The organism is Streptomyces cyaneofuscatus (assembly GCF_042718795.1).
GTDB classification, from domain to species: domain Bacteria; phylum Actinomycetota; class Actinomycetes; order Streptomycetales; family Streptomycetaceae; genus Streptomyces; species Streptomyces cyaneofuscatus_A.
Genome location: NZ_JBHXOX010000010.1, coordinates 1 through 19,949 on the forward strand (window position 1 = coordinate 1; position 19,949 = coordinate 19,949).

Here is a 19,949-nt window from a genome sequence, read left to right on the forward strand (position 1 = left end):
TTAAAAGTGTCGGGGGCCCCGGGCGGGGTGGGGTTGCGCGCCACCCGCCCCACATCCCCCGCGGGGGGGGGGGCCGCCGCGCCCGCGCCCCGCGACCGCACCCCGATCCCCTTCCGTCCGAAGGTGACCGCCGCCGGCGCCGACCACGGCCGCTCCACCACCCCCGTACTACGCAGCATCCGCAGAAACGCCTTCAGCTTCGGATGCGCGAACCGCTTCTTGATGTCCCGCTCCAGCTCCTCAGTGCTCACCCGGTGCGGGGCCCGGACCACCACCGGCCTGCCGATCACCACGTCCATGCCCAACCCCCTCCACCCAACGAATCCGCGTGCGGCCACCGTACGCACACCGCCCGAACACCGAGGAGAATCCCGTGCACCGCCGTCTGACCCACCCCAGCCTGCTGCCCGCCGTACCCGTCCAGGAGGCCCTGCGGCGCCCGCTGGACCTGGGCGTCCACGTCCAGCGCATCCAGATAGACGACCTGGTCGTCACCGACCACCGCCGAGTCCTGGCCCACGGCCGCGACGCCGCCCGCCAGGACCCCGAGACCGCCGCCCTCCTCGGCTACCGGCCCTCCGCCCCGCTCACCCTCCAGGCCGCCGCAGCCCTCCTCGCCGCCCTCCACACCCCCGACGAGCTGGCCGAGATGGGGATGCGTACCGCCCGGCACCTCACCCGCACCACCGCCGCCACCCAGCACCGCGCCTCCGTCGTCCTCGAACTGGCCGACGCCACGGAGGACGACTGACCCCCTCGCGTTCCGCTCAAGGCCCCGCCAGGTGTCCGGTCAGTCAGTGAGGGGCTTGGTGTCGTTGTAGATCGCGTAGTCGCCGTCCGCGTGCCACCTGTCGTCCCACAGGCACAGGCCGTGGGCGCGCAGGCCGCTCGACCACCTCGGCCTTGCCCGCCTCCAGGGCGCTGACGCTCGTACCGGAGGGGGTGGCCAGGGTCTCGTGGAAGATGTCGCCGCCCTCGATCTCCTCGTACCCGCCGGGGCCTTCGCCTTCGTAGCTGACGCGGCGTACCTCCAGCTCCATCCGGCCGTGTGTGTAGTCCGAGTGGTAGGTCAGCAGGGCCTGCACGGACTCCAGAAGGCTGAAGTCCTCCTCCAGGTCCTCCAGGTCGTTGCCTTCCGGGCCGTCTGCGCCGTCAGGCGCGGGGGTCGGGGGCCCGGCCAGCGGGGCGGTCAGGGTGGCGTACTGGTCTGCGGTGATCAGGGGCTGTATGACGGGCGATGGGAGGAACGTTCCTGGTACCCCAGGTTGAGCCGCCGCGCGGGCGACTGCCTGGATACGGGGAGGCCACGAGGGCAAAGCGGCGTTCGGCTGGCGCCGGGCTCCGGAAAGCCCCTTGGGCTGAGGACGTGCGCCGTCCTCCTCAGTCCGCGTGCGGCGGTGGCGCGTTACTGGAGGATGTGAGGAGGTGCTCCGGATGATGATCTTCTGGAGTATCGGAAACCGGCCGCCCCAGGCTGAGGTCGAGAGTGTGGACCAGGCCGGGTTTCGCGATGGCAGGCAGGAGGAGGTGCCACATAGTGGTGATCCGCTCGGCTTCGCCCTCTCCAGCGGTCGGGACTGGCGTGTATCGGCGCATACCTGCCAGGATCGTGGTGAGCAGCTCGGCTGCCTTGGCCGGCTTGACGTGACCCAGCAGTTCTCCGGCGTCGGCGGCTTCGCTCAGGAGCCCGCTGATCGTGAGCTGGAGCCGTTCCTGCCAATCGCCGCCCTCGTATTCCTGGAATTCCTGCTCGAGGGCAAGGCGCAGGGCACCGTGCAGGATGGGATCGGTGGCGGGTGGAGCTGCGTAGCCGTTGAAGAGCGTGATGAGTGCCTGCAGCCGCACGGGATAATCGGCGGCCGCTGTGGGGTGTGCATCCTGAAGTCGGGCCAGGAGGGACTCAGCTATTGCTGCCTTGCCGGGGAAGTGGAAGTACACGGCTCCCTTGGTCATGCCGGACCGCGCGATGATGTCGTCGACAGAGGCCCGATGGTATCCAAACCCGGCGAAGACTTCTCCTGCCGCGCGCAGGATTTGCTCCCGCGTGATAAGCGCTCGTTGCTGTTTGGCCACGGTGGTTCCTGCCGATCATGCGGATGGACGATGGGGGCGGACTGTGCCCCGGGGGTAGCGGACTCGTCCTGAGCGGGCGTCGCGGGTCCGCAGGGAGTGTGGGTGGGCATGGCGGAACAGCGCGGCCTTCTCCGTCAAGGGTGGCGCGTGCTGGTGTGTGCAGTCGTGGTTCGCAGGTGCACTGCCTGATCCGCGCGTGGTACGCAGCGGCCCGGTTGATGGGTGCTGGGCTGCCGGTGCAGGATCGTGGACCATGAGTCGAGCGTATCGGGCAGGTCGGACATCGGGCTGGGTGTTGGTGCGGCGCCCGGGCGGGCTGCACCTGTACCTCGACCAGAGGGTGACACCTCTGTTGTCGCCGCTGACTGGTGGCTGGCCGAAGCTGTGGAAGCTGTGTTTGCCGCACTGGGCTGCTATCTCGTCGGAGCGGAGCAGGACCTCGACGGCGATCCGCACTGCAGCGGCGGGGGCTGGACCTCACCTCTGTGGTAGCCCCGACTGCGAGCTGTGTCACCTCGGGCGACGGAACGGGCGGAAGAGGCGCAGGCGCCGGGGCCGGTGCGGTCGGCTTGGTCGGTGACGCCCGTCGACTGGCAACACGCTCGTTGGGGCGGTAGAACCCGAAGGATGAGCCCCGATCCTCTCCGCCCGCCGGTGGAGCCCATGTTGGCCCAGGCCCGAGAGACAATGCCGGGCCCGGGCGCGCTGCGCGGCGGAATGGCCATAGAGCTCAAGTGGGATGGCTACCGCATCGTCCTCTTCACGTCGAGCCGACCGGGCGGCCCGGTCCTGCTTCAGACGAGAAAGGGCGCGCTGATTCAGGACCGGTTCCCCGATCTGGTGGCGGCTGCCTCCCAGCTCCCGCCCGGCCTGGTCCTCGATGGTGAGCTGCTGGTGCTGACCGGCGACGGAGTTATGGACTTCGGGGCACTCCAGCGTCGAGCCGCGTCCGGAGCCCCGCGGACGGTGCAGGCTCTTGCGACGACGTTTCCGGCGTACGTCGTTGTCTTCGACATTCTCCAGGTGGATGGGCAACCGGTCCTTGCCGAGCGGTACGAGCGCCGGCGCAGCCTGCTGGAGTCGCTGTTCGCCGACCAGGCGCTGACGCCGCCGTGGACCCTGTGCCCGTCGACCAGAGACCCGGCGGTCGCCCGGGAGTGGCTGGAAACGTGGAGCCGGACACCGGGGATCGAAGGAGTGGTTCTCAAGGGCCTTCGCCAGCCCTACCGGCCCGGCGCCAGGGGGTGGCTGAAGGTGAGGGCGCGGGAGACGACCGAGGCCGTGATCGGGGCGATCACCGGCACCCTGGGCCGTCCTCACTTGCTGGTCCTCGGGCGCTACGACTCTGAAGGACGGCTGCGGCACGTCGGCAAGACGACCGTCGTCTCGCCAGCTGCCGCCCGGCAGCTCGCCGACCAGCTCACTGCGGCCGGCCCGGGCACACACCCGTGGGAGGGGGCGCGATTCTCGGCAGGGTGGGGGTCCAGCAGCGTCCTTGATACGACGCTCGTTGTTCCGGACCGGGTGGCAGAGGTCAGCGTCGACACCGCCCGCGACCGCGGGGTCTGGCGCCACCCGGTCCGACTGATCCGTCTGCGATCCGATGTACCGGTGCAGGACGTGAGCACCTTCTGATCGCGTTCACTCGGAGAAGGGGAGCCAGCGGTTTTGCGTGGGGGGGGGTGCTCGGGGCCCGAGACGGCGATCCCAAGAGCCCAGGGCATGATGGTTCCCAGGGTCGGACCGGCGATCACTCCTCGCCGGTCCGATTCCGCGAGTGCTTCCCGGGTCCGTTCTGAATTCAACGCCCAGGCCTCCACTCCCATCCCTCTTCGGCGCGGCCTGGCACCTTGCGTGGGGGCCGCCGCGCGCCTGGCCGTAGAGCAGGTGGTGCCTCTTGGGCGCTGGTGTTCGGTGCCGAGAGAGCGGAACCGCGAGAGGGGGTGGCGCCGCTGGAGCCGCGGCAATCCGGTCGCCAAGGTTGGGTTGGTTGGTGCGACGTTCGGCGGCAGAACATCGCGGCTAAGGGCTGTCCCGTAACGGCTGACCACAGGTGAGATGATCTTGATGTGGCTGGTGTGATCACGGCATCGGAGCCGTCTTGGATAGGCCCGTTCACCGGCTTGAGCCCGCGCTGTTTCCGTATGTTGGTCACTGCGCTGCGCCGCGAAGGGGCTGATGCAGTGCGTCGGGGTCGGCCGTGGAGCCTGTCGTGGGAAGACCGGGTGTTGCTGGTCACGACTTACTGGCGAACGAACTTGACGATGCGCCAACTGGCTCCGCTGTTCGGGATCTCGAAGTCCGCGGTTGACCGGATCATCGATCAGGTTGGCCCCCTTCTCGCGCTGCGGCCCCGACTTCGCTTCGCCAAGGGCACCGTGCTCATCGTGGACGGCACCCTGGTTCCCACCCGCGACCACACGGTGGCCGAACAGTCCAAGAACTACCGGTACTCCACCAACCACCAGGTCGTCGTCGATGCAGACACCCGCCTCGTCGTCCTAGTCGGCCGGCCCCTGCCGGGCAACCGCAATGACTGCAAGGCATGGGAAGAATCCGGCGTGAAGGCCGCCGTCGGCAAGACCATGACCATCGCCGACGGCGGCTATCCCGGTACTGGTGTCGTCATGCCACACCGTCGACGGCCGGGTGAGGAACTACCCGCCTGGAAGCAGGAGCACAACCGCTCGCACAAGCAGGTCCGCGCCCGCGTCGAGCACGCCTTCGCACGGATGAAGACCTGGTAGATCCTCCGCGACTGCCGGTTGAAAGGCGAAGGTGTCCACCACGCGGTGCTCGGCATCGCCCATCTGCACAACCTTGCGCGCAGCACGTGACCGCACTCAACCAAAGCAGCTGCCGCTCAAGATTCGATGGGCAGCATCTGGACCAGGCCGACCCAGTTCTCTTCGTCCGCCTTGGTATGGGTGGCTCGGACCCTCCAGCGGCCGGCGGGCAGCGCAACCGACGCCTGGGAGGGCATCCCGCCACCGGGATACTCGCTGTCCAGCGCGGAACCTGCTTCGTCAGAGTCCATGAGTGTGGCTGGACCGTCCGATGACCACGTGCCGCACTCCTCCCACTCGGTGGCGGGGTCTGCAAGAACAGCCCTGGCCGCCGCCTTCAGCTCGGCCTCGGAGTCAGCCGCAAGCCACCGCAGGAAGGCCCGATGCTCGGGTAGAAAACAGCTAGTGGCTGGCTCGTCCGCCAACACCAGTGCCTGCGCACCGTTCTCGCCAACGGTGATCACACCGGCCAGACCGTCCACCGCGCAGGCCCGGTCGTAGTCGTCTGGAGCGGTGGCGTCTCCCACCATGACCCCGGTCTCAGTACACCCACGCCATGCAGCCAACGCGGAGACGGGGACGACTATCAAAGGCCCGCCCATCGACTCCACCCAGACAGGAGGTGCTGGACGCATGGGCTTCGGGAGACGAAGAAACGCTCATGACATCAGTGTGCCCTAGCCCACTGACAACGCCCACGGTGGCGACCGGCACCAGGGCAAAACGGCCCAGGGCCCGCCGCACCTGCAGTTACGGGACAGCCCTTAGGCGACCATTGTCGCAACGTCATAGGAAGTGCCGGCCGGTGTGGAGCGGCCGCCCTTGCGGGCGATCTGGGTGAGGTAGCGGCCAGGGCCGCCGGTCGCCGCTTGCTGGTGGTTGCGACACAGAGCGCCGGGCTGTGCTGGTCGCCGTCGCACGGCGCCCTGTCAGCTCCGCGAGCGGACGGCGACCTTGCCGCCGAGACAGCGCGCGCGTTCCGCTGACGGCGAGCTCAGCTTTTGGCGAGCCACTCCAGGGGGTCCTTGTACCAACCCTGGCCAAGTTCGACGGCTTCCGGCTCGGAAAAGGGGGTGACCAGGAATGGTGTGCAGATCTCCTGCGGCTTCCCCTTGGCCACCTTCTTCTCCGCATTGTGTTCCGGGCAGTTGGGCCATGTTGCTTCGCCCCAATAGACGAGCAGGGCCTTGGTGCGGTCACCCTGGGTGGTCCGAATTGCCAGATCGCCGGTCATCACCCGAATCCGCAAGGGATCCCCGTCCGTGACGGTGAGAGTGGACCGCACGAAGATCGGGATCCTGGGGCCCTCCAGGTCGTCCAGGTCTAGGCCGGAGTTCTTCATGTCGGCCTTTGTGCCCGTCTCGACCCGAGTCGGAGTGACCGTGTAGGTCGTCGTCTTACCCTCCTGCGAACTCTCGTGTTCCTGTGGGGGGCTGGCCTCGCCGAGACGGAAGCTCGTCTGCTGCTCCGTCTCTTTCGGCTTACTCTTCGGGTCTTCCGTGTCGTTACAGCCGGTCAATGCCACGGCCAGCGCTATTGCGCTCGCGGTTGATACGACTCTATTCCACCTACGCATGTGTTTGTGCTCCCCGTTGATTGGTGCCCGCCACACTCGACGGCGGCCTGGCACCGCCCTGTCGTCACGACGGGCGGCCCAGGTCGATCATTCCAGAGCTTAAGCGACCGCCGCGGGCGAGGCGAGCCTAGGAATATGGGCTCTGCTCTGCGTTGGGCGTATCTCGCCCGGTGGTTTCATGCGGGCGTCCGGCCAAGGAGGCGGCGTTGATCCTGCGATGCACCACCTCCGCAGCGGCGTCCGCTCGCTCCACCGGGCGCGGTCGCACAGCTACCCTGTTGCCGAAATGGCTCAGAGCTCCGCCGATCGCCGGGCACATGGTCATGATGGGTGTCGGGGCCGATGGGCGACACGGGGTGGAACGTACGAGCGCCTAGCGGCAACCCGCCTTTCGCCTGACAGGCGCTCAACTTGGGAGAGGGGTGCGCAGATCGATGGGTGTGGAGTCAGCACTCAAGCGAGCGCGGCTGGCTCACAGCCTGACGTTGGAGGAGGCTTCCGCCCGTCTGAACGAGCTCACCGGTGGCGGGACGGACGCGAGTCAGCTCAGCGCGTGGGAGTCCGGGCGCAGGCGCCCGGGAGCGAAGAATCGGCGCGGGCTGAGCGAGCTCTACGGAGAACGCCAGGATTCCCTCTTCGGTCACCCGGAGGGTCAGGGCACTTCCGTGCTGGAGAGCACCGGCACGGGTGTGGTCGTGCGGGAGCTCACCCGGTACACCGAGCTCGTCGAGGCCATGGTCGAGGTCGCTGTTAAGGCTCGTGAGTATCTGGTTGTCACGGGGTCTCGCAGCCGGGAGAGGCTGTACCTGGAGGCGATCGAGACCGCCGTGGCCCAGCAGCCTGATCTGGTCCACTACCGGGTGCTCTACGGGCCGCCGCGCCACGAGGAGCTGACCGATCATCTGGTAAGGCTCTTGAAACTGCGCGACCCCGGTGTGCGCCGCAACGGCCTCAGGACGTTGCGCATCGGAGTCGTCGAGCAGCGTGAGGTCATGGAGCGGTACTTCGTGGCCTCGGAGTCGGCGGCGGTGGTGCCGTTGCCGAGTTTCTATGGTGCTGAGGGCTTCGACTGCGGGGTGCTGCTTGGCCGCGAGGCTGCGGCGGGTCTGGTTCAGCATGGTCGGGAGGTGTTCGCCTCGGCGCGGGCGGTGGAGACGTTGGAGGCTGTGCGCGCGCTGCGGGGCTGGCGCGGCGCGAAGCCAGGGCAGGGAGAGATGTGACGGAAGACCTCGTGGTTCATGCCGCAGCGCGGTCGGCGTCGGTGGTCAGGCTGGCCCAGGAACTGATTCGCAGGGCCAGTCGCGGAGGGCTCGACGGCTACGGGCCCGTCCTGAGCGTTCTGGAGAACTGGCTCTCCGCGCACTCCCTGCCCCACCGGCGCCTGCATGACGAGGCGGGCGATCTGGTCGGGCTGCTGGTCGAGATCGCGGGCGGGCAGCCGGGACCGTGGTGGACACTGGACGCGTGCGTCGATACCGCGCCCTTCGGTGATGAGGAGGCGTGGTCCTTCTCGCCGGTGGCCGGAGACATCGTTGGTGGGTTTCTCCGGGGGCGAGGGGCGGCCGACTCGAAGCTGGCGGCGGCGATGTACTGCCACATCGCCGCCGACCTGCTCCCGGTCGCGGACGGTATGTGCGGTGGGCTGGCGGTTCTTCTGGACGTTGATGAACACACGGGCGGCTTCGGAGGCGCGCGCGCGTACCTGAATGACCCGCAGGCCGTTACGCCGGCGGGGGTGATGATCGGCTATCCCGGCATGGACGATGTGGTGGTCGGTGGGCGTGGCCTGTGGCGTGCCACGCTCACGGTGGCGGCGGAGTCCGGTCATTCCGGCTCCAGCAGGAAGGTGCTTGGCGCCGTGTCCCGGGCCGCGCGCCTGATCCGGCTCCTGGATACCGCGGACCTGCCCGGCCCTCCGGGAGCCGGCACGCTGTTCGCCTTGCCTCCGAAGCTGTCCGTCACCGCCGTCCACGGTGGCGAGGGATTCTCCGTGACGCCGGATCGATGCGATGTGAACGTCGACGTACGTACGACTCCGGCATTCGGCGCCGACGACGCCGAAGCTCTGGTCCGTCAGGTGGCAGCTGAGCTCGACGCCGAGCTGCCCGGCCCTGCGGCAACCCGGGTCACGTCCGTGGCCAGCTGGCCGCCGTTCCAGCTCCAGCCGCACGAGCAGCCGGCAGCCGCCATGCTGGACGCCGCAGCCTGCTTGGGTATCACGGTGCGGGCCAAGACGGCCGGACCGTCCAATATCGGCAACTTGCTCGCCGGACGGGGCATTTCAGCCACCGCTGGCTTCGGCGTTCCGTACTCGGGGCTCCACGGGATCGACGAACGCGCGAGCCTCGCCGAGCTCCCCCAGGTCTACGCGGTCTACCACCGTGCCGTCCTCACACTGCTGCACACCCCCTGACCTCGGCACACTCCAAAAAAGCATCAAGTTTCTCCCAACCCACCCACCAAAAAGTCTCCAACTTTCGCTCTGGTGCCTCTAGTTGAGGCGCGGTGTCATGGAGGCGTCCGAGAGGCCGCACGGGCGCTGCAGGACACCCCGTACGGCCGGCGGACATCCGAGTGAGCCCTCCCAAAACCGCGCGAAGACGACGCGGGCCGGGGCCTGGGTTCCCTTCCACGGCACGTAGCGGAGGAGGTGTTGGCCATGTTCTCGATCGATGAGGAGTCCGCGGGTGCGGGACGCCCCTGCTGAGCAGGCATGACCCGCCGGTGGGGCCGATGAGCGGTCTCACCGGCGGGCAGGACGACACGGGATGGAACTGTGAACATGGACCACACCGAAGCCACGGGTGAAGGTGTCACCCTGACCCCGGCGGAGCAAGGGGTGCGCGCCGACATCGTGCGCCGTGACACGACCCATCTCTTCGTGCACAACGACGGTTTCGCGGCCGCTGTACACGAACGCATCCGGCGCGGAGCGTTCGTCCTGATGGACCGAAACGTGCGTGACGCCTGGCCCGAGCTCAGCCTCCCCCCGGGCCGGCACCTGCTGATCGACGTCGGCGAGAAGAGCAAGGCACTCGGCCATGCCGAAGACCTGATCGGCCAGCTGCACGCGCTCGGTGTCCACCGCTCGCAGCCCCTGGCCGCGGTCGGCGGCGGAACCACGACCGATCTCATCGCCCTGGTCGCCGCCCTGTACTTCCGCGGCGTCCCCCTGGAACTGATGCCGACGACCCTGCTCGGCATGATCGACGCCGGCATCGGCGGGAAGTGCGGGGTCAACCACCCCGAACAGAAGAACCTGATCGGCACCTTCTACCAGCCTTCCGCCGTCCACATCCACCTCGATGCCCTGCGCACACTGCCGCGCGAGGATCTGACCAGCGCCCTTGGCGAAGCCGTGAAGATCGCGGTCGCCGATGACCGCGAGGGGCTCTTCGCGCGCCTCCAGCGCGGAACGTCGGTCCTCGACGATCCGGCCGAGCTGCGCAGCATCGTCCTGGCCTGTGTAGCCACGAAACTGCGGCTCCTGGGACCAAACCTGTTCGAACGCGATCTGGCCAGGGTGCTGAACTTGGGACACACCGTGGCCCACCCCCTGGAAGACATCACCAAGTTCCGCATCCCCCACGGCACCGCCGTAGCCATCGGCGTCGCCGTCGCCTCCCACATCTCCTGGCAGCGCGGCCGGCTCCCCCACGAGGACCTCCACCGGATCCTTGCCCTGCTGCGCGCCCTGGGCCTGCCCACCATGGACGACGGCTTCGCCGTCGACGAGCTCATCGGGAAGGTCGACCGCCTGCGCCTGCAGCGCGGTGGAGCCTCCCTGCACTACGTCCTGCCCACCGGCATCGGCACAACCGAGTTCACCGACACGGTCGAAGCGGACGAGCTGCGGCGCGCCGTCGCCGGCCTCACCGACCACCGAGGAATCCCGCGATGACGTTCACCACCGACCGGTCCGCACTGCCATACGTTCCGGAACTGATGGCCCGCCCGGAGGTGGAGGGCATCGCGCTGTGCGGATCGCACCGCCAAGGCAGCGACGACACCTTCTCGGATCTGGACCTGTGGGTATTCGTCGAGGACTCGGTGCCGCTCAGCGAGGCGTACGTACTGGAGCAGATGCTGCCCGCCACCGCCCGGCAGGAGATGCTCTTCGAAGGCCGGGACGACACCCTCACTCCCCACCTCGTTGTCAACCTCCTCGCCGAGGACGGCGTGGTGAACATCAAGGCGCTACACACGGGTGTGCTCAGGAAGTTCGCCGAGGAGGCGCGGCCCAGCCTGGACCCCCAGTTCCTGGAGGATCTGGAGAACTACGCCACCATGCATGTCCTGCACGACCCCCACGCGATCCTGTTGGAACACCGCACCGCCCTGCGGGAGCGGTTCGTCTCCACCACCGGCGAGTGGCTCGTCCCCGCCCTCACCGCCCGGTACGCCTCCCTGTACTGGCGGAGCGTCTACCAGGGCTACCTGCGTGCGGAGGCGGCGTGCTGGCACCACCTGCTGGGCGAGATGGTCGAGCTCCTCGCCCAGTTGGAAGCCGCGTGCGACGGGAGGCTCCCGTCCCCGGCCAAATGGCTGCTCTCCGAGACCGTGACGGGGCGCGCTCCGCTCGTCCGAGCGCTGAGCACCATCCAGGCCGAGATTCGCTCGGTGAACTGCGCCGAGAAGCCCAGCGTGCTGCGCGTCTACCATTCACTCGCACGAGTGGAATCCGAGGTGCTGGCGACCGCGCTTCCGCCCCACGGCCTGTGGTGGCGCAAGGTCTTCACCGAACGGCTGCCGAACCTCGCCCTGCTCCCCGCCCACCAGGCGCTGCAACAGCGGGCGATGGCCGCCGCGACGCTCTTCAGGGACCTGGTGTGAACCGCAGGCTCCTCCTCGGAGTGTGCGGCTCCAGCTCAGCGCAGAACACCCCCGCGCTGATCGACGAGTCCGGCCGCCTCGGGTGGGAGACCACTGTGGTTGCGACCCCGGCGGCTAAGCGCTTCCTGCCGCCCCTGCCCGTGCGCCTCTACACCGACGACGACTGGCACACCAGCCCCTACCCGCTTCACCTGGCACTTCCCGAAGACAGCGACGCGATCCTGATCGCACCCGCCACCGCCAACACCTTGGCCCACTGCGCGACAGGACAGGCCCAGACCCTCCTGGCCGCCATCGTCCTCGGATCCGAGCACGTGTACTTCTGGCCCTCCATGAACCGCCGCATGTGGAACGCCTCCGCCGTCCAGCGAAACGCTGCCCAGCTCTGCATGGACGGCCACACGATCCTCAGCCCCGACGCCACCGACACCCTGACCGATCCGGACCGCTCCACAGGCGTCGGACCGATTCCCGGCACAGCACTCCACCAGCTGCACGCCAGCCTCACAGCCGTCAACCGAACGGCCCAGCGAACCTGAGACCCCCGCGCTGCCCCCTACGCTGTGCCCTCCCCCGACCTCAAGCTCAGCCTGGGAGGGCACCCCCTTGCACCCCGACGCCCCGCCCCGGAATCTCCTCGCCCTCGCCGGCGGCGCGGGTTCGGGCAAGACCACGCTCGCGCAGTCCCTCGCAGGATCCCGTTCGACGACCGTGCTCCTGCACCTCGACCGCCTCTTCCACACGCAGGCCGACCGCGCGCCGTCGGTGCCCAACCTCAACGGCACCGGCCGTGTGATCGACTTCAGCGATCCCCGGTCCATCGACTGGGACCGCGTCCGCCAAGTCATCCACGCCACGTCGGACGACGAACTGCTGGTAGTGGAGGGCACGTTCGCCCTGGACGAGCAGATCCGTCGCATCGCGCGCTGGACCGTCTACCTTGACACCCCGGCTGATCTACGCCTCGCCCGCAAGACGCTTCGCAAGATCGATGCAGGTGCCGACCCCCGGGTCGGTCTGCTTGGCTACCTCGCGCGCGGCCGAGACGGCCACCATGAGCACGTCGCCCCCATAAAGCACCGTGCAGACCTGGTCCTCGATGGCACCCTGCCTGTGAAAGAGCTGACCGACCAGCTGAGCGGCCTACTGACTCCCGCCACTTCACCTACCGGGGCCCGCTAGCGTCGCGGTCTCCGACGCCGCAAGCCGGGCGGTCGTCCTGCAGATGAACCGGGGCACTGCGAAGGGCGGCGGACGTGCCGACGCGGCCGCCGCCGGGGCAGGCGGCGAACGGCTAACCGGGCGGCGGCGTCCGGCGGTCGGGCAGGCGGCCGCAGCTCAGCTCCCCCTCCCCCGGCACCGTGGCAGCGTGGTTTCCCGTGCGGCGAAGTCGCCGTCGGTGAGCGGGCCACCTCATCACGCCAGGTCAGCTCGGTGAGTACGGTCGAGGCGGACAAGGTCTAGCGGGCCACCTCATCACGCCAGGTCAGCTCGGTGAGTACGGTCGAGGCGGACAAGGTCTGCCGAGCGGAGCGCTAAGGAGCTGTCGCCTCGACGGGTGGGACCCCGTCGAGCGTCACGTCCGGTCGGCAGGCAGTGCACCAGCGCTCCCCCGGCTCAGAAAGCGCGTCGGGTACGTCGCGCAGGCCGCCGGGCACGCTGATGCCCGGTTCGCCGCAGGCAATGGGGTGGTAGTCGCAGTCACCGTCGCACGAGGCGGGGTCGGCGGGCCGGTGCCAGATGATCTCCACCGGTCCGAAAGGACCCTCGGGGTGAAGGCGTTCGGCGGTCGCGAGCATGCTCAGTCCTCCGGGCAGGTCGGTGCGGCAACGGCCTGATCCGGTGCCAGGGCACTGCTGGGCAGCTCAGTGCGCAGCACTTCGTTCAGCTGTGTTCGCAGAGGGTCACGGCCGTAGGTCAGCACAGCGTCGTCGCCGCGCACCTGGCGGTGCTCGGTGCGGAACTTCTCGGCCAGCGGCAGACCCCAGTACAGGGTGGCGAAGCCGTCCGGCAGTGCGGGGTCGGCCACCAGGCCGTCGGTGGTCAGGCACCAGTAAGGCGGGTGATGTCACCGGAGACTTTGCGTCCGTCGATGGGCGGGTTCGCGGCGATGTACGCGGCCTGCGTGGCCAGCCGCTCGGCCTCCTCGGAGAACTGGGACTGTTCACGCCTGAGCGTGTACTTGAGGGCGTCGTGGGCGGTTACCAGTGCCATGGTCAGCTCTCCTTGGTGGTGGGCCCGTACCGGGCTCCGTCGTCGTAGATCGGGTCGGTCGGAACGTCCTGCGGGGACTGGGCGTCCGGGTTGGGGCCATAGGTGGCCCCGTCGTCGTAGATACCGCTCATGGTCAGCTCTCCTTCACGGTGCGCTCAGGGTCGATGTAGGCGCAGCTCGGCTGGTGGGCGGTTGCGCAAGGGGCGCTGCGGTAGTCCTCCGTGCACGTGGGCTGCGGGTCCCTGGTCTCGGTGACGGGCACCCAGGGCGTGCCGCCGGTGCGCTGGACGAGGTAGACGTCCGGCCAGGCGTCGCGACTGTCGGCGATGCGGGCTTCGGCGGCCTGACGGTTCAGCCGGCCGAGGGGCTCGATGTCGTCGGGGCGGGACGGGGAAGCGATGCCGTACTCGGTAGTCGGCATGGTCAGTTCTCCTTGTAATTCGGGTTCTTGCGGTCGCGGGGCTGACCGTGCTTCTCCATGACGCGGTAGAGCCGGGAGGGGGCATGGCGGCGGCGGTGGCGATGGCCTTGCGGTCGGCGGCGGTGATGGCCAGCTCGCGAAAGGCTTCCAGGTGCTGGACGGCGCCGCACCCCCCCTGATGGGCCGTCCTCGGGTCGTCTCAACGGACAAGCAGCAGCACTTAGACTGACACGACGTTGCCCCCTGGCCGGGGCAACGCGCTACGTGGGGGTCCTCACTGCTCGGTGGTGATGGGTGCCGGGTCCCAGACTTCGACCCCGCACTCGGGTCGGGCGCAGTGCCACTGGATGCCGTGCTTGCCCTCGTGGTCGATGACGACGTCGTGGTCGTAGGCTTCGCCGCAGACCTCTTCGTTCGCGCTCGGCTCGTTCTCCATGGTCGTTGTCCTCACTGCTCAGTAGTGGCCTGGTTGTGCTGCTGCTCATTCCAGTCGACCCGCAGGTTCCGCAGGTCATCGCAGATCCCGTCGTACAGGGACTTGGCCCGGATGTAGGCCTTCTTGGCGTCCGCAGCGTTCGCCTCCAGGCGGCGGTACTGCGCCTCGTACTCCTTGCGGGTCATCGGCCGCGCTTCCGGAAGGCCTTCCACAACGTCACGCGCGGCCTGCAACTGAGAAACGGCGGGCTGTTCACTGCTCATGGTCGTGGTCCTCACTGCTCGGTGGTGGCCAGCTGCTGCTGGATGGCCCGCAGGTCGTCGAGGGTGATGCCGGTGCGAACACCACTGCCGTAGATGTTGTTCGTCGCCTCGACGATCAACCAGCTGCCGTCCGTGTCGGCGTGAGCGGCGAGCGTGTGGGCCAGCCGCTCAGCGGGGGTCGTCGGCTCGGGGCCGAGCCGCTCGATCGTCTCCTGGCGCGCACGGTTCATGGGCGAGGCCATGGTCAGCCCCCCTCGGTCTCGGTGATGGCGGCGGCTTCGTCGACCGGCAGCTCCTGGCGGTGTCCGTCGTCGAGCAGCACAACAACGGTCTCGTCGTTCAGCTCAGTGATCTCTCCGGTGCAGGCCCAGTCCTCGGGTACGGCGTAGTCGGGGATGGTGACGCGGGTGCCGACTGTCATGCCGGTCTCCATGGGGGTGAGTTGGGCGATGGGCTTGCCGTGTCGGGTGAGGGTGATCGTGTTGCCGGTGTAGCGGACTTCGTTGGCGAGGTCTCCGAGGGTCTTGCGGGCTTCCTCGATGCCGACCATCCTGTTCGTCATGTAAGAACCTTAAGATTCTAGAGGATTCGGGTCAAGGGGGTCACGGCCACCCGGGGCGGCAACTCGCCCCACCAGGCGCACCCTTGAACCATGAGCACCGACCTGATTCCCCGCGAGGTCGAGGCGCCCAGCCCCGACACGGACACCGCCCACCCCGGCGAACCACCCGACCCGCCGGAACGCCCGCACGAACCGGGCGCTCGGCCGGCCCCGCTGTCCCGGCTGCTGTACCCGTGACGCGGATGCTGGGCGCGTGGTCGACGCCGTGGTGCCCGTACTGCCGTGGCCCGGCGCGGGTCGACTGCCCGGCCCGGTCGTGGTCGAAGAAGCAGCAGCGGGCACGGGAGAAGCGGGCCTGGCGGCGGGAAGCAGCCCGCCACCGGATCCCCCTGAGAGCTGGGCCGAACGGCACGGCATCGACACCGCCCGCCGGCTGGTCGATGCCGAGAACCTCGCCGACGCAGTCGCGCGAGAGATCACCCCTGACAACACCATCGACACCTACGCCAAGTCGTGGCGCGTGTGGGAACGGTTCTGCGCGGACCAGAACTTCCCCCTCACCGAAGGAACCCGCGGTTCCCTCGTCGCCTTCGCCGTGTGCGGTCTTCTGCGGGGTACGGGCGTCAGCCAGGTTCCGTACGGGCGTCAGGACTGCGGGGGTCGAGTCGGCTGAGGGTGTGTCGGATCGGAGGTGGCCTGGCCGGACTGCAACAGCATCATTAGCAGCTCGCTCAACCGGAAGCTGCACCAAGCCTCCTGGGCGCAGCTCCACCGCTTCCCTCGCGCGTGGTCCATGCTGACCACCGCCCTGCCGGAGACGACGGGCGGCGGCGCGCCGGTGCCGATCTGGTCGGGGGATGCCGTCGTGCTCGCAGGGCGCTGGTCGCCTCAACAAGTGGTCCAGGCAGTGGAGATGATCACCCTGCCCTCCCTCATCGGAGAGACGGTACCTACGGTCGTACTGCCGACCCTCAGCGATACCCCGGATCCCGCGCTGGAAGAGGGGAGCCGCGCTCGGGTTCTGCGGGCGGCGGTGACGGCAATGTCCGTGGCAACCGCTCGCATCCAGGGCTCCCGTGCGGTGAACGGCACCCCATCCTCGGGACAGCAGGATGATGACGACGTGCCGTTCGTCGGCATGAGCGATGCGCAGTGGCGGATACTCCGTCGCGTTCTCCCGCCCGAGCCGGTACGGCCCCGGAGCGGACCCCCGTGTGATCTGCGCCCGTACCTCGAGGGCATGCTCTGGTACGAGCGGACCGGACTTCCCTGGAAGTGCTTGCCCGCCCAGCTCAGGAGGCCGAAGGCCACCTTTCGGCACCGCAACCGGTGGAGGGCCGACGGCACCCTCGAAGCTCTCTACCAGCTGCTCGTCCCCTACCGTGCTCCGGCCGCCGACGGCGGGATCACCGGCGGGGAGATCACGGACGCGGTGTGGTCGGCGCTCGAGCCTTTGCTGCCGCCGCCTGCGAGGTGCTCATACACCCGCCTCCGGGACCACCGGCAGGTCCTCGAAGGCATCATCCACAAGTTCCGCACCGGGCAGTCCTGGTCGAACCTTCCGGAGCGGTTCGGCCCGGGCACGACGGCCCAGACGGGGTTCGCCCGCTGGGCTGCCGACGGAACGTGGGACCGTCTACGGGCAGCAGCAGAGACGATCCCCGACGCGACTTCGTTGGCTGCGATCGACCCCACCTCACTCCGCGTTGCCCGCAAACCCGCCACCCCGGCCTCCCTCTCCGCCCCCTGACCGGAAGCATTCTCAGCGGCCGCATCGGGCCCGGGTGCCACACCGGTACGTACGGGCCCTACCGGCCGTGCAGGGATTCTGAGCTCTCTGCAGCCGAAAAACGCTGAACGGATGCTCCGCCGTCTGGTCAGGCGGCGCGAACAGGAGCGGGGCACGGATGAGTTGCCTGAGCCCAGTCCTCAAGAAGGACCGTGTACCTGCGGGCGCGTTCGACATCGTCGAGGTCCGGCCGGTCCATGAGCTCGCGGATCCTCGCGTTCACCACGGCAGCCTGGGAAAGCGGCTGCATCGGGCGGCCGGCGGCGTACGGGGGCTTCATACGAACAGAATACCGACGGGGTATGACAGGAATCTGAGAATTATGGCGTGGAGCTCTCCGCTCGGCTCTGTGCGAGGGGTCGCGGGGGTGCGGAGTCGATGATCTGCTGGCGGTGCGGTCCCGCCTCGACGCGCAGCTCCTGCCAGCGCTCGACGCTGGCACTCTCAGGCCATCCCAGCTCGGCGTACGGACGGGGCTCTCGCTGGCCGCGGAAGCGCATGAAGTCGGCCGCCGCTACGAAGTGCCCGTGGGCGGTGCCGTTGCCCGCTCCGGTGAGGCGCACCAGGAGGTCGCAGCCGAAGGGGCTGTCGAGGGGGGCGAGGAGGACACCGCCGGGGCGCAGCTGGTCCAGCCACGGCTGGGGGATCTGGCGGACTGACGCGGTGGCGACGACCCGGTCGTACGGGCCGGCCGCGGGGTGTCCCAGTTCGCCGTCGCCGGTGATGACATGCACGTCCAGGCCCAGCCCGTCGAGGGCCTGGCGCGCACCGTCTGCGATGGCGGGGTCGATCTCGATGCTGACGACGGTCCCTGGTCCGGTGCGGGCGGCCAGCAGAGCAGTGGTGTACCCCGTCCCGGTGCCGAACTCGAGAACTCGTTCGCCGGGCTCCGGCGCCAGGTGGCGAAGGAGTTCGATGATGACGCCGCTGGAGGAGATGCTGGAGGTCAGGGCGCCCTTCGCCGGGCCGTCCGGCGAGATGAGGCCGTCGTCCATCTGAGTGATGAGCGCGACGCCTGGGCTGTAGAGGGCCTTCAACCAGGCGTTTGGGCGCTCGTCCCGGTCGATCAGGCTGTACAGGCCGTCCTCGCGTGGTGAAGGCCACCACACGCGCGTGGGCGCGAAATGCTCGCGGGGCACGGTGAGGAAAGCGTCGCGGAGCCAGGAGGCGTCCCCGAACCCGCGGGCTGCGGCGCCCATTTCTTCCGCGCAGCGGCGGCGGAGGGTGTCAGCGTTGATTGGCATCCGCAGGGCCTAGTCGTCCGAGTCGGAGTCGTCGGGTTCGGGCATCGGGTTTCCTGGATCGCCTGGGCTGGAATAGGGGCCGCCGACCTGGCCGTCGCCGGACTGCCGGTCGCCTCCGTGGGCCAGGACGCACATCCGTGGGGGCTTCATCTGCTCTCCTCCGCCTGTAGGCCTCGCAGTCAACGGTAGTGGTCTGTCGCCGAGTTCGTGGCCGTCTTCTTCGCTTCGATCGGCAGGGTGCTGAACCGCGGCTTCGTCGGAGGACGGGCGCGGCCCAGGGGCCCCCGCATGTCGATGCTCGCTCTGTCACGACACCCGGACTCGGCTGACCGGCAGGCGCTCTACTCGCCCATCAGCGCTGTCGCGCCCTGCCTACCAGCCAGCCGACGGTGCACGCGTCGCCGGTAGACACGTGCGGTCCACGGTCCACGAGAGGTGGCCAGCGCTGAGGGATGTCCGCGGGCGGCCGGTCGCCCGCCTCTCCAGGCCACGGATCGGACGGTCGTGGAGGTTGACCGCGCGGCGTCCGCCCTCCACGCGCCGATCGCCCGCATTCGGGTGGCGTCGACGGCGGTCGTGGCGGCCATCCCATGCAGGCCGCGGCGAGGGCTCTGCGGGACGGCTGTTGGATTCTGGCGGTCAAGCGGCTGTCGCGGGCGGCGCGAGCGCAGCGCGGTGAAGCGCTTCCGCGCGCCCTGCCGATGCGCTCCTGCGCGCCTCCCTTGCGGGTATAGGCCTGAACGGGAGGCGGGCTTGTCGCCGATATGGACCAGCTGGGTGTCCCGGAGGGACTGCCGTGGAGATATACGAGGTGGCCGCGGAGCGTCCGAACCCGTACCGGCCGAAGGTGGAGAGCACGTACGAGGACCCGCCGTGGATGTGGGAAGCGGCGCTGGGTGCGGACAATCTCCTCTTCCAGTTCGGCCTGTTCGACACCTCGGAGCTCGTGTCCGGTCCGGTAGCGGGTTCGGTGGGGCCGTCCGAAGTACGTCACTTCGCGGCGCAGTTGACGATCGCCGGTCTCCATGCGGCCGGGGGACGCGATGTGCGGCGCATCATGGATCTGGGAAGCGGCTGGGGCTTTCTCACCGGATATCTCGCCGAGCGTTTCCCTGAGGCCCGGAGGGTGGACTCGGTGAACGTGAGCCGGCGGCAGCTGGAGTACGCGGCGGTACGGCTGTCCGGTTCCCCTGCCGCGGACCGTATCCGGCTGTACCAGTGCGACGGGCAGGACATCGGCCTTCTGCCGGAGCCGGAGACACCGTACGACCTGGTGGTCGTACGCGGCGTGTACACGCACTTCCCGGACGATGTGTTCGAAGCGTCGGTGGCGGCCGTCGCCGCACGGATGCGGCCCGGCGGCCTCCTCATCATCTCCGACACCCTCTATAAGACGGACATCTCCCGGTACCGCTCTGCGGTGACGGACACGGTGGACCGGCTGGCCTGCCGCCACCGGAAATCACCGGCTGCCTTCCTGTCGGTGCTGGAGCGCAACGGCATGATGCTGGAGGACATGAGGGTCCTGCCGAGCAACCGCGAGGTGATCCACTGGTTCGGCAAGGTGGCGGCGAACATCGATGCCCGGTTCCCGGAGGGTGTGGGGGGTCCGATCGGTGAGCTGCGGGAGATGTGTGACAGCTTCTCCGCCACCCTCGCCGCGGGCCGGGCGTCCGTGTGCAGCGTCATCACCCGCCGGGCACCGGACGCCGTGTCGTCGCCTCTGCTTCGCGCAGAGCATCACGCCTAGGG

At 68.8% G+C, this 19,949-nt stretch carries 27 protein-coding genes and 2 pseudogenes; 13 read left to right on the forward strand and 16 right to left on the reverse strand.

The window, feature by feature from the left end; all coding sequences use genetic code 11:
• A pseudogene (locus ACFWRT_RS13160) lies at positions 1–299 on the reverse strand (hypothetical protein); the annotation flags it as partial.
• A gap of 74 nt (positions 300–373) precedes the next feature.
• On the opposite strand from ACFWRT_RS13160, the gene ACFWRT_RS13165 reads away from it, so the two are divergent.
• A complete protein-coding gene (locus ACFWRT_RS13165; RefSeq protein WP_380949281.1) occupies positions 374–751 on the forward strand; it encodes a hypothetical protein in 378 nt (125 codons plus the stop codon).
• Between the two features lie 43 nt (positions 752–794).
• Here ACFWRT_RS13165 and ACFWRT_RS13170 read toward each other — a convergent pair whose 3' ends face one another.
• On the reverse strand, positions 795–1,085 hold the full coding sequence (locus tag ACFWRT_RS13170; protein ID WP_381121270.1) for a hypothetical protein: 291 nt from the start codon (positions 1,083–1,085) through the stop codon (positions 795–797).
• A gap of 295 nt (positions 1,086–1,380) precedes the next feature.
• Positions 1,381–2,073 (reverse strand): TetR family transcriptional regulator, encoded by a 693-nt coding sequence (locus tag ACFWRT_RS13175; protein WP_380949279.1) that lies wholly within the window; start codon positions 2,071–2,073, stop codon positions 1,381–1,383.
• 663 nt (positions 2,074–2,736) lie between these two features.
• Here ACFWRT_RS13175 and ACFWRT_RS13180 point away from each other — a divergent pair.
• Together ACFWRT_RS13180 and ACFWRT_RS13185 are read left to right on the forward strand one after the other, a co-directional pair.
• A complete protein-coding gene (locus ACFWRT_RS13180; protein ID WP_380949278.1) occupies positions 2,737–3,708 on the forward strand; it encodes an ATP-dependent DNA ligase in 972 nt (323 codons plus the stop codon).
• A gap of 434 nt (positions 3,709–4,142) precedes the next feature.
• Positions 4,143–4,910, forward strand: a pseudogene (locus tag ACFWRT_RS13185) (transposase).
• Positions 4,911–4,936: 26 nt separating this feature from the next.
• Here the strand turns inward: ACFWRT_RS13185 and ACFWRT_RS13190 are convergent.
• On the reverse strand, positions 4,937–5,494 hold the full coding sequence (locus tag ACFWRT_RS13190; RefSeq protein WP_381121272.1) for an immunity 21 family protein: 558 nt from the start codon (positions 5,492–5,494) through the stop codon (positions 4,937–4,939).
• Positions 5,495–5,853: 359 nt separating this feature from the next.
• Entirely contained in the window at positions 5,854–6,384 is a 531-nt protein-coding gene (locus ACFWRT_RS13195; RefSeq protein ID WP_380949277.1) for a hypothetical protein, read from the reverse strand.
• A 716-nt stretch (positions 6,385–7,100) separates the two neighbouring features.
• On the opposite strand from ACFWRT_RS13195, the gene ACFWRT_RS13200 reads away from it, so the two are divergent.
• The 6 genes from ACFWRT_RS13200 to ACFWRT_RS13225 all read left to right on the forward strand — a co-directional run bounded on the left by ACFWRT_RS13200 (position 7,101) and on the right by ACFWRT_RS13225 (position 12,450).
• Entirely contained in the window at positions 7,101–7,655 is a 555-nt protein-coding gene (locus tag ACFWRT_RS13200; protein ID WP_380949276.1) for a hypothetical protein, read from the forward strand.
• A complete protein-coding gene (locus tag ACFWRT_RS13205) occupies positions 7,652–8,848 on the forward strand; it encodes a M20 family metallopeptidase (RefSeq protein WP_380949275.1) in 1,197 nt (398 codons plus the stop codon). Before ACFWRT_RS13200 ends, ACFWRT_RS13205 begins: the two co-directional genes overlap by 4 nt.
• A gap of 369 nt (positions 8,849–9,217) precedes the next feature.
• Positions 9,218–10,336, forward strand: a complete 1,119-nt coding sequence (locus tag ACFWRT_RS13210) for a 3-dehydroquinate synthase family protein (protein WP_380949274.1) — start codon at positions 9,218–9,220, stop codon at positions 10,334–10,336.
• The gene (locus ACFWRT_RS13215; protein ID WP_380949273.1) at positions 10,333–11,268 is read left to right on the forward strand and encodes a hypothetical protein; all 936 of its coding nucleotides are present in this window, start codon (positions 10,333–10,335) and stop codon (positions 11,266–11,268) included. The genes ACFWRT_RS13210 and ACFWRT_RS13215 overlap by 4 nt, the downstream gene beginning before the upstream one ends.
• Complete coding sequence (locus ACFWRT_RS13220) at positions 11,265–11,807, forward strand: flavoprotein (protein ID WP_380949272.1); 543 nt, start codon at positions 11,265–11,267, stop codon at positions 11,805–11,807. Before ACFWRT_RS13215 ends, ACFWRT_RS13220 begins: the two co-directional genes overlap by 4 nt.
• Before the next feature lie 67 nt (positions 11,808–11,874).
• Entirely contained in the window at positions 11,875–12,450 is a 576-nt protein-coding gene (locus tag ACFWRT_RS13225; RefSeq protein WP_380949271.1) for a uridine kinase family protein, read from the forward strand.
• Between the two features lie 353 nt (positions 12,451–12,803).
• On the opposite strand, the gene ACFWRT_RS13230 is transcribed toward ACFWRT_RS13225, so the two are convergent.
• The 9 genes from ACFWRT_RS13230 to ACFWRT_RS13270 form a co-directional block, all read right to left on the reverse strand.
• Positions 12,804–13,067 carry a hypothetical protein gene (locus ACFWRT_RS13230; RefSeq protein ID WP_380949270.1) on the reverse strand — a complete coding sequence of 88 codons (264 nt, stop codon included), beginning with the start codon at positions 13,065–13,067 and terminating at the stop codon, positions 12,804–12,806.
• A 2-nt stretch (positions 13,068–13,069) separates the two neighbouring features.
• Positions 13,070–13,297 (reverse strand): hypothetical protein, encoded by a 228-nt coding sequence (locus tag ACFWRT_RS13235; protein ID WP_380949269.1) that lies wholly within the window; start codon positions 13,295–13,297, stop codon positions 13,070–13,072.
• A gap of 14 nt (positions 13,298–13,311) precedes the next feature.
• Positions 13,312–13,482 (reverse strand): hypothetical protein, encoded by a 171-nt coding sequence (locus ACFWRT_RS13240; protein WP_380949268.1) that lies wholly within the window; start codon positions 13,480–13,482, stop codon positions 13,312–13,314.
• Positions 13,483–13,484: 2 nt separating this feature from the next.
• Entirely contained in the window at positions 13,485–13,613 is a 129-nt protein-coding gene (locus tag ACFWRT_RS13245) for a hypothetical protein (RefSeq protein WP_380949267.1), read from the reverse strand.
• Positions 13,614–13,615: 2 nt separating this feature from the next.
• Entirely contained in the window at positions 13,616–13,903 is a 288-nt protein-coding gene (locus ACFWRT_RS13250) for a hypothetical protein (protein ID WP_380949266.1), read from the reverse strand.
• A 274-nt stretch (positions 13,904–14,177) separates the two neighbouring features.
• Positions 14,178–14,339 (reverse strand): hypothetical protein, encoded by a 162-nt coding sequence (locus ACFWRT_RS13255; RefSeq protein WP_380949265.1) that lies wholly within the window; start codon positions 14,337–14,339, stop codon positions 14,178–14,180.
• Positions 14,340–14,350: 11 nt separating this feature from the next.
• Complete coding sequence (locus ACFWRT_RS13260) at positions 14,351–14,602, reverse strand: hypothetical protein (RefSeq protein WP_380949264.1); 252 nt, start codon at positions 14,600–14,602, stop codon at positions 14,351–14,353.
• Between the two features lie 11 nt (positions 14,603–14,613).
• Positions 14,614–14,832, reverse strand: coding sequence for a hypothetical protein (locus ACFWRT_RS13265; protein WP_380949263.1), 219 nt, complete (start codon positions 14,830–14,832; stop codon positions 14,614–14,616).
• Positions 14,833–14,846: 14 nt separating this feature from the next.
• A complete protein-coding gene (locus tag ACFWRT_RS13270; RefSeq protein ID WP_380949262.1) occupies positions 14,847–15,164 on the reverse strand; it encodes a type II toxin-antitoxin system Phd/YefM family antitoxin in 318 nt (105 codons plus the stop codon).
• Between the two features lie 90 nt (positions 15,165–15,254).
• On the opposite strand from ACFWRT_RS13270, the gene ACFWRT_RS13275 reads away from it, so the two are divergent.
• The 3 genes from ACFWRT_RS13275 to ACFWRT_RS13285 all read left to right on the forward strand — a co-directional run bounded on the left by ACFWRT_RS13275 (position 15,255) and on the right by ACFWRT_RS13285 (position 16,914).
• Positions 15,255–15,401 (forward strand): hypothetical protein, encoded by a 147-nt coding sequence (locus tag ACFWRT_RS13275; RefSeq protein WP_380949261.1) that lies wholly within the window; start codon positions 15,255–15,257, stop codon positions 15,399–15,401.
• A gap of 16 nt (positions 15,402–15,417) precedes the next feature.
• On the forward strand, positions 15,418–15,837 hold the full coding sequence (locus ACFWRT_RS13280; protein ID WP_380949260.1) for a hypothetical protein: 420 nt from the start codon (positions 15,418–15,420) through the stop codon (positions 15,835–15,837).
• Between the two features lie 120 nt (positions 15,838–15,957).
• Positions 15,958–16,914: a transposase gene (locus ACFWRT_RS13285; protein WP_381121274.1), complete on the forward strand. Its 957-nt coding sequence runs from the start codon at positions 15,958–15,960 to the stop codon at positions 16,912–16,914.
• Between the two features lie 359 nt (positions 16,915–17,273).
• Here the strand turns inward: ACFWRT_RS13285 and ACFWRT_RS13290 are convergent, their stop codons facing one another.
• Together ACFWRT_RS13290 and ACFWRT_RS13295 are read right to left on the reverse strand one after the other, a co-directional pair.
• Complete coding sequence (locus tag ACFWRT_RS13290) at positions 17,274–18,197, reverse strand: methyltransferase domain-containing protein (protein ID WP_380949259.1); 924 nt, start codon at positions 18,195–18,197, stop codon at positions 17,274–17,276.
• 9 nt (positions 18,198–18,206) lie between these two features.
• The gene (locus ACFWRT_RS13295) at positions 18,207–18,347 is read right to left on the reverse strand and encodes a hypothetical protein (RefSeq protein WP_380949258.1); all 141 of its coding nucleotides are present in this window, start codon (positions 18,345–18,347) and stop codon (positions 18,207–18,209) included.
• Between the two features lie 646 nt (positions 18,348–18,993).
• Here ACFWRT_RS13295 and ACFWRT_RS13300 point away from each other — a divergent pair.
• Complete coding sequence (locus ACFWRT_RS13300; protein ID WP_380949257.1) at positions 18,994–19,947, forward strand: SAM-dependent methyltransferase; 954 nt, start codon at positions 18,994–18,996, stop codon at positions 19,945–19,947.
• Positions 19,948–19,949: the final 2 nt, after the last annotated feature.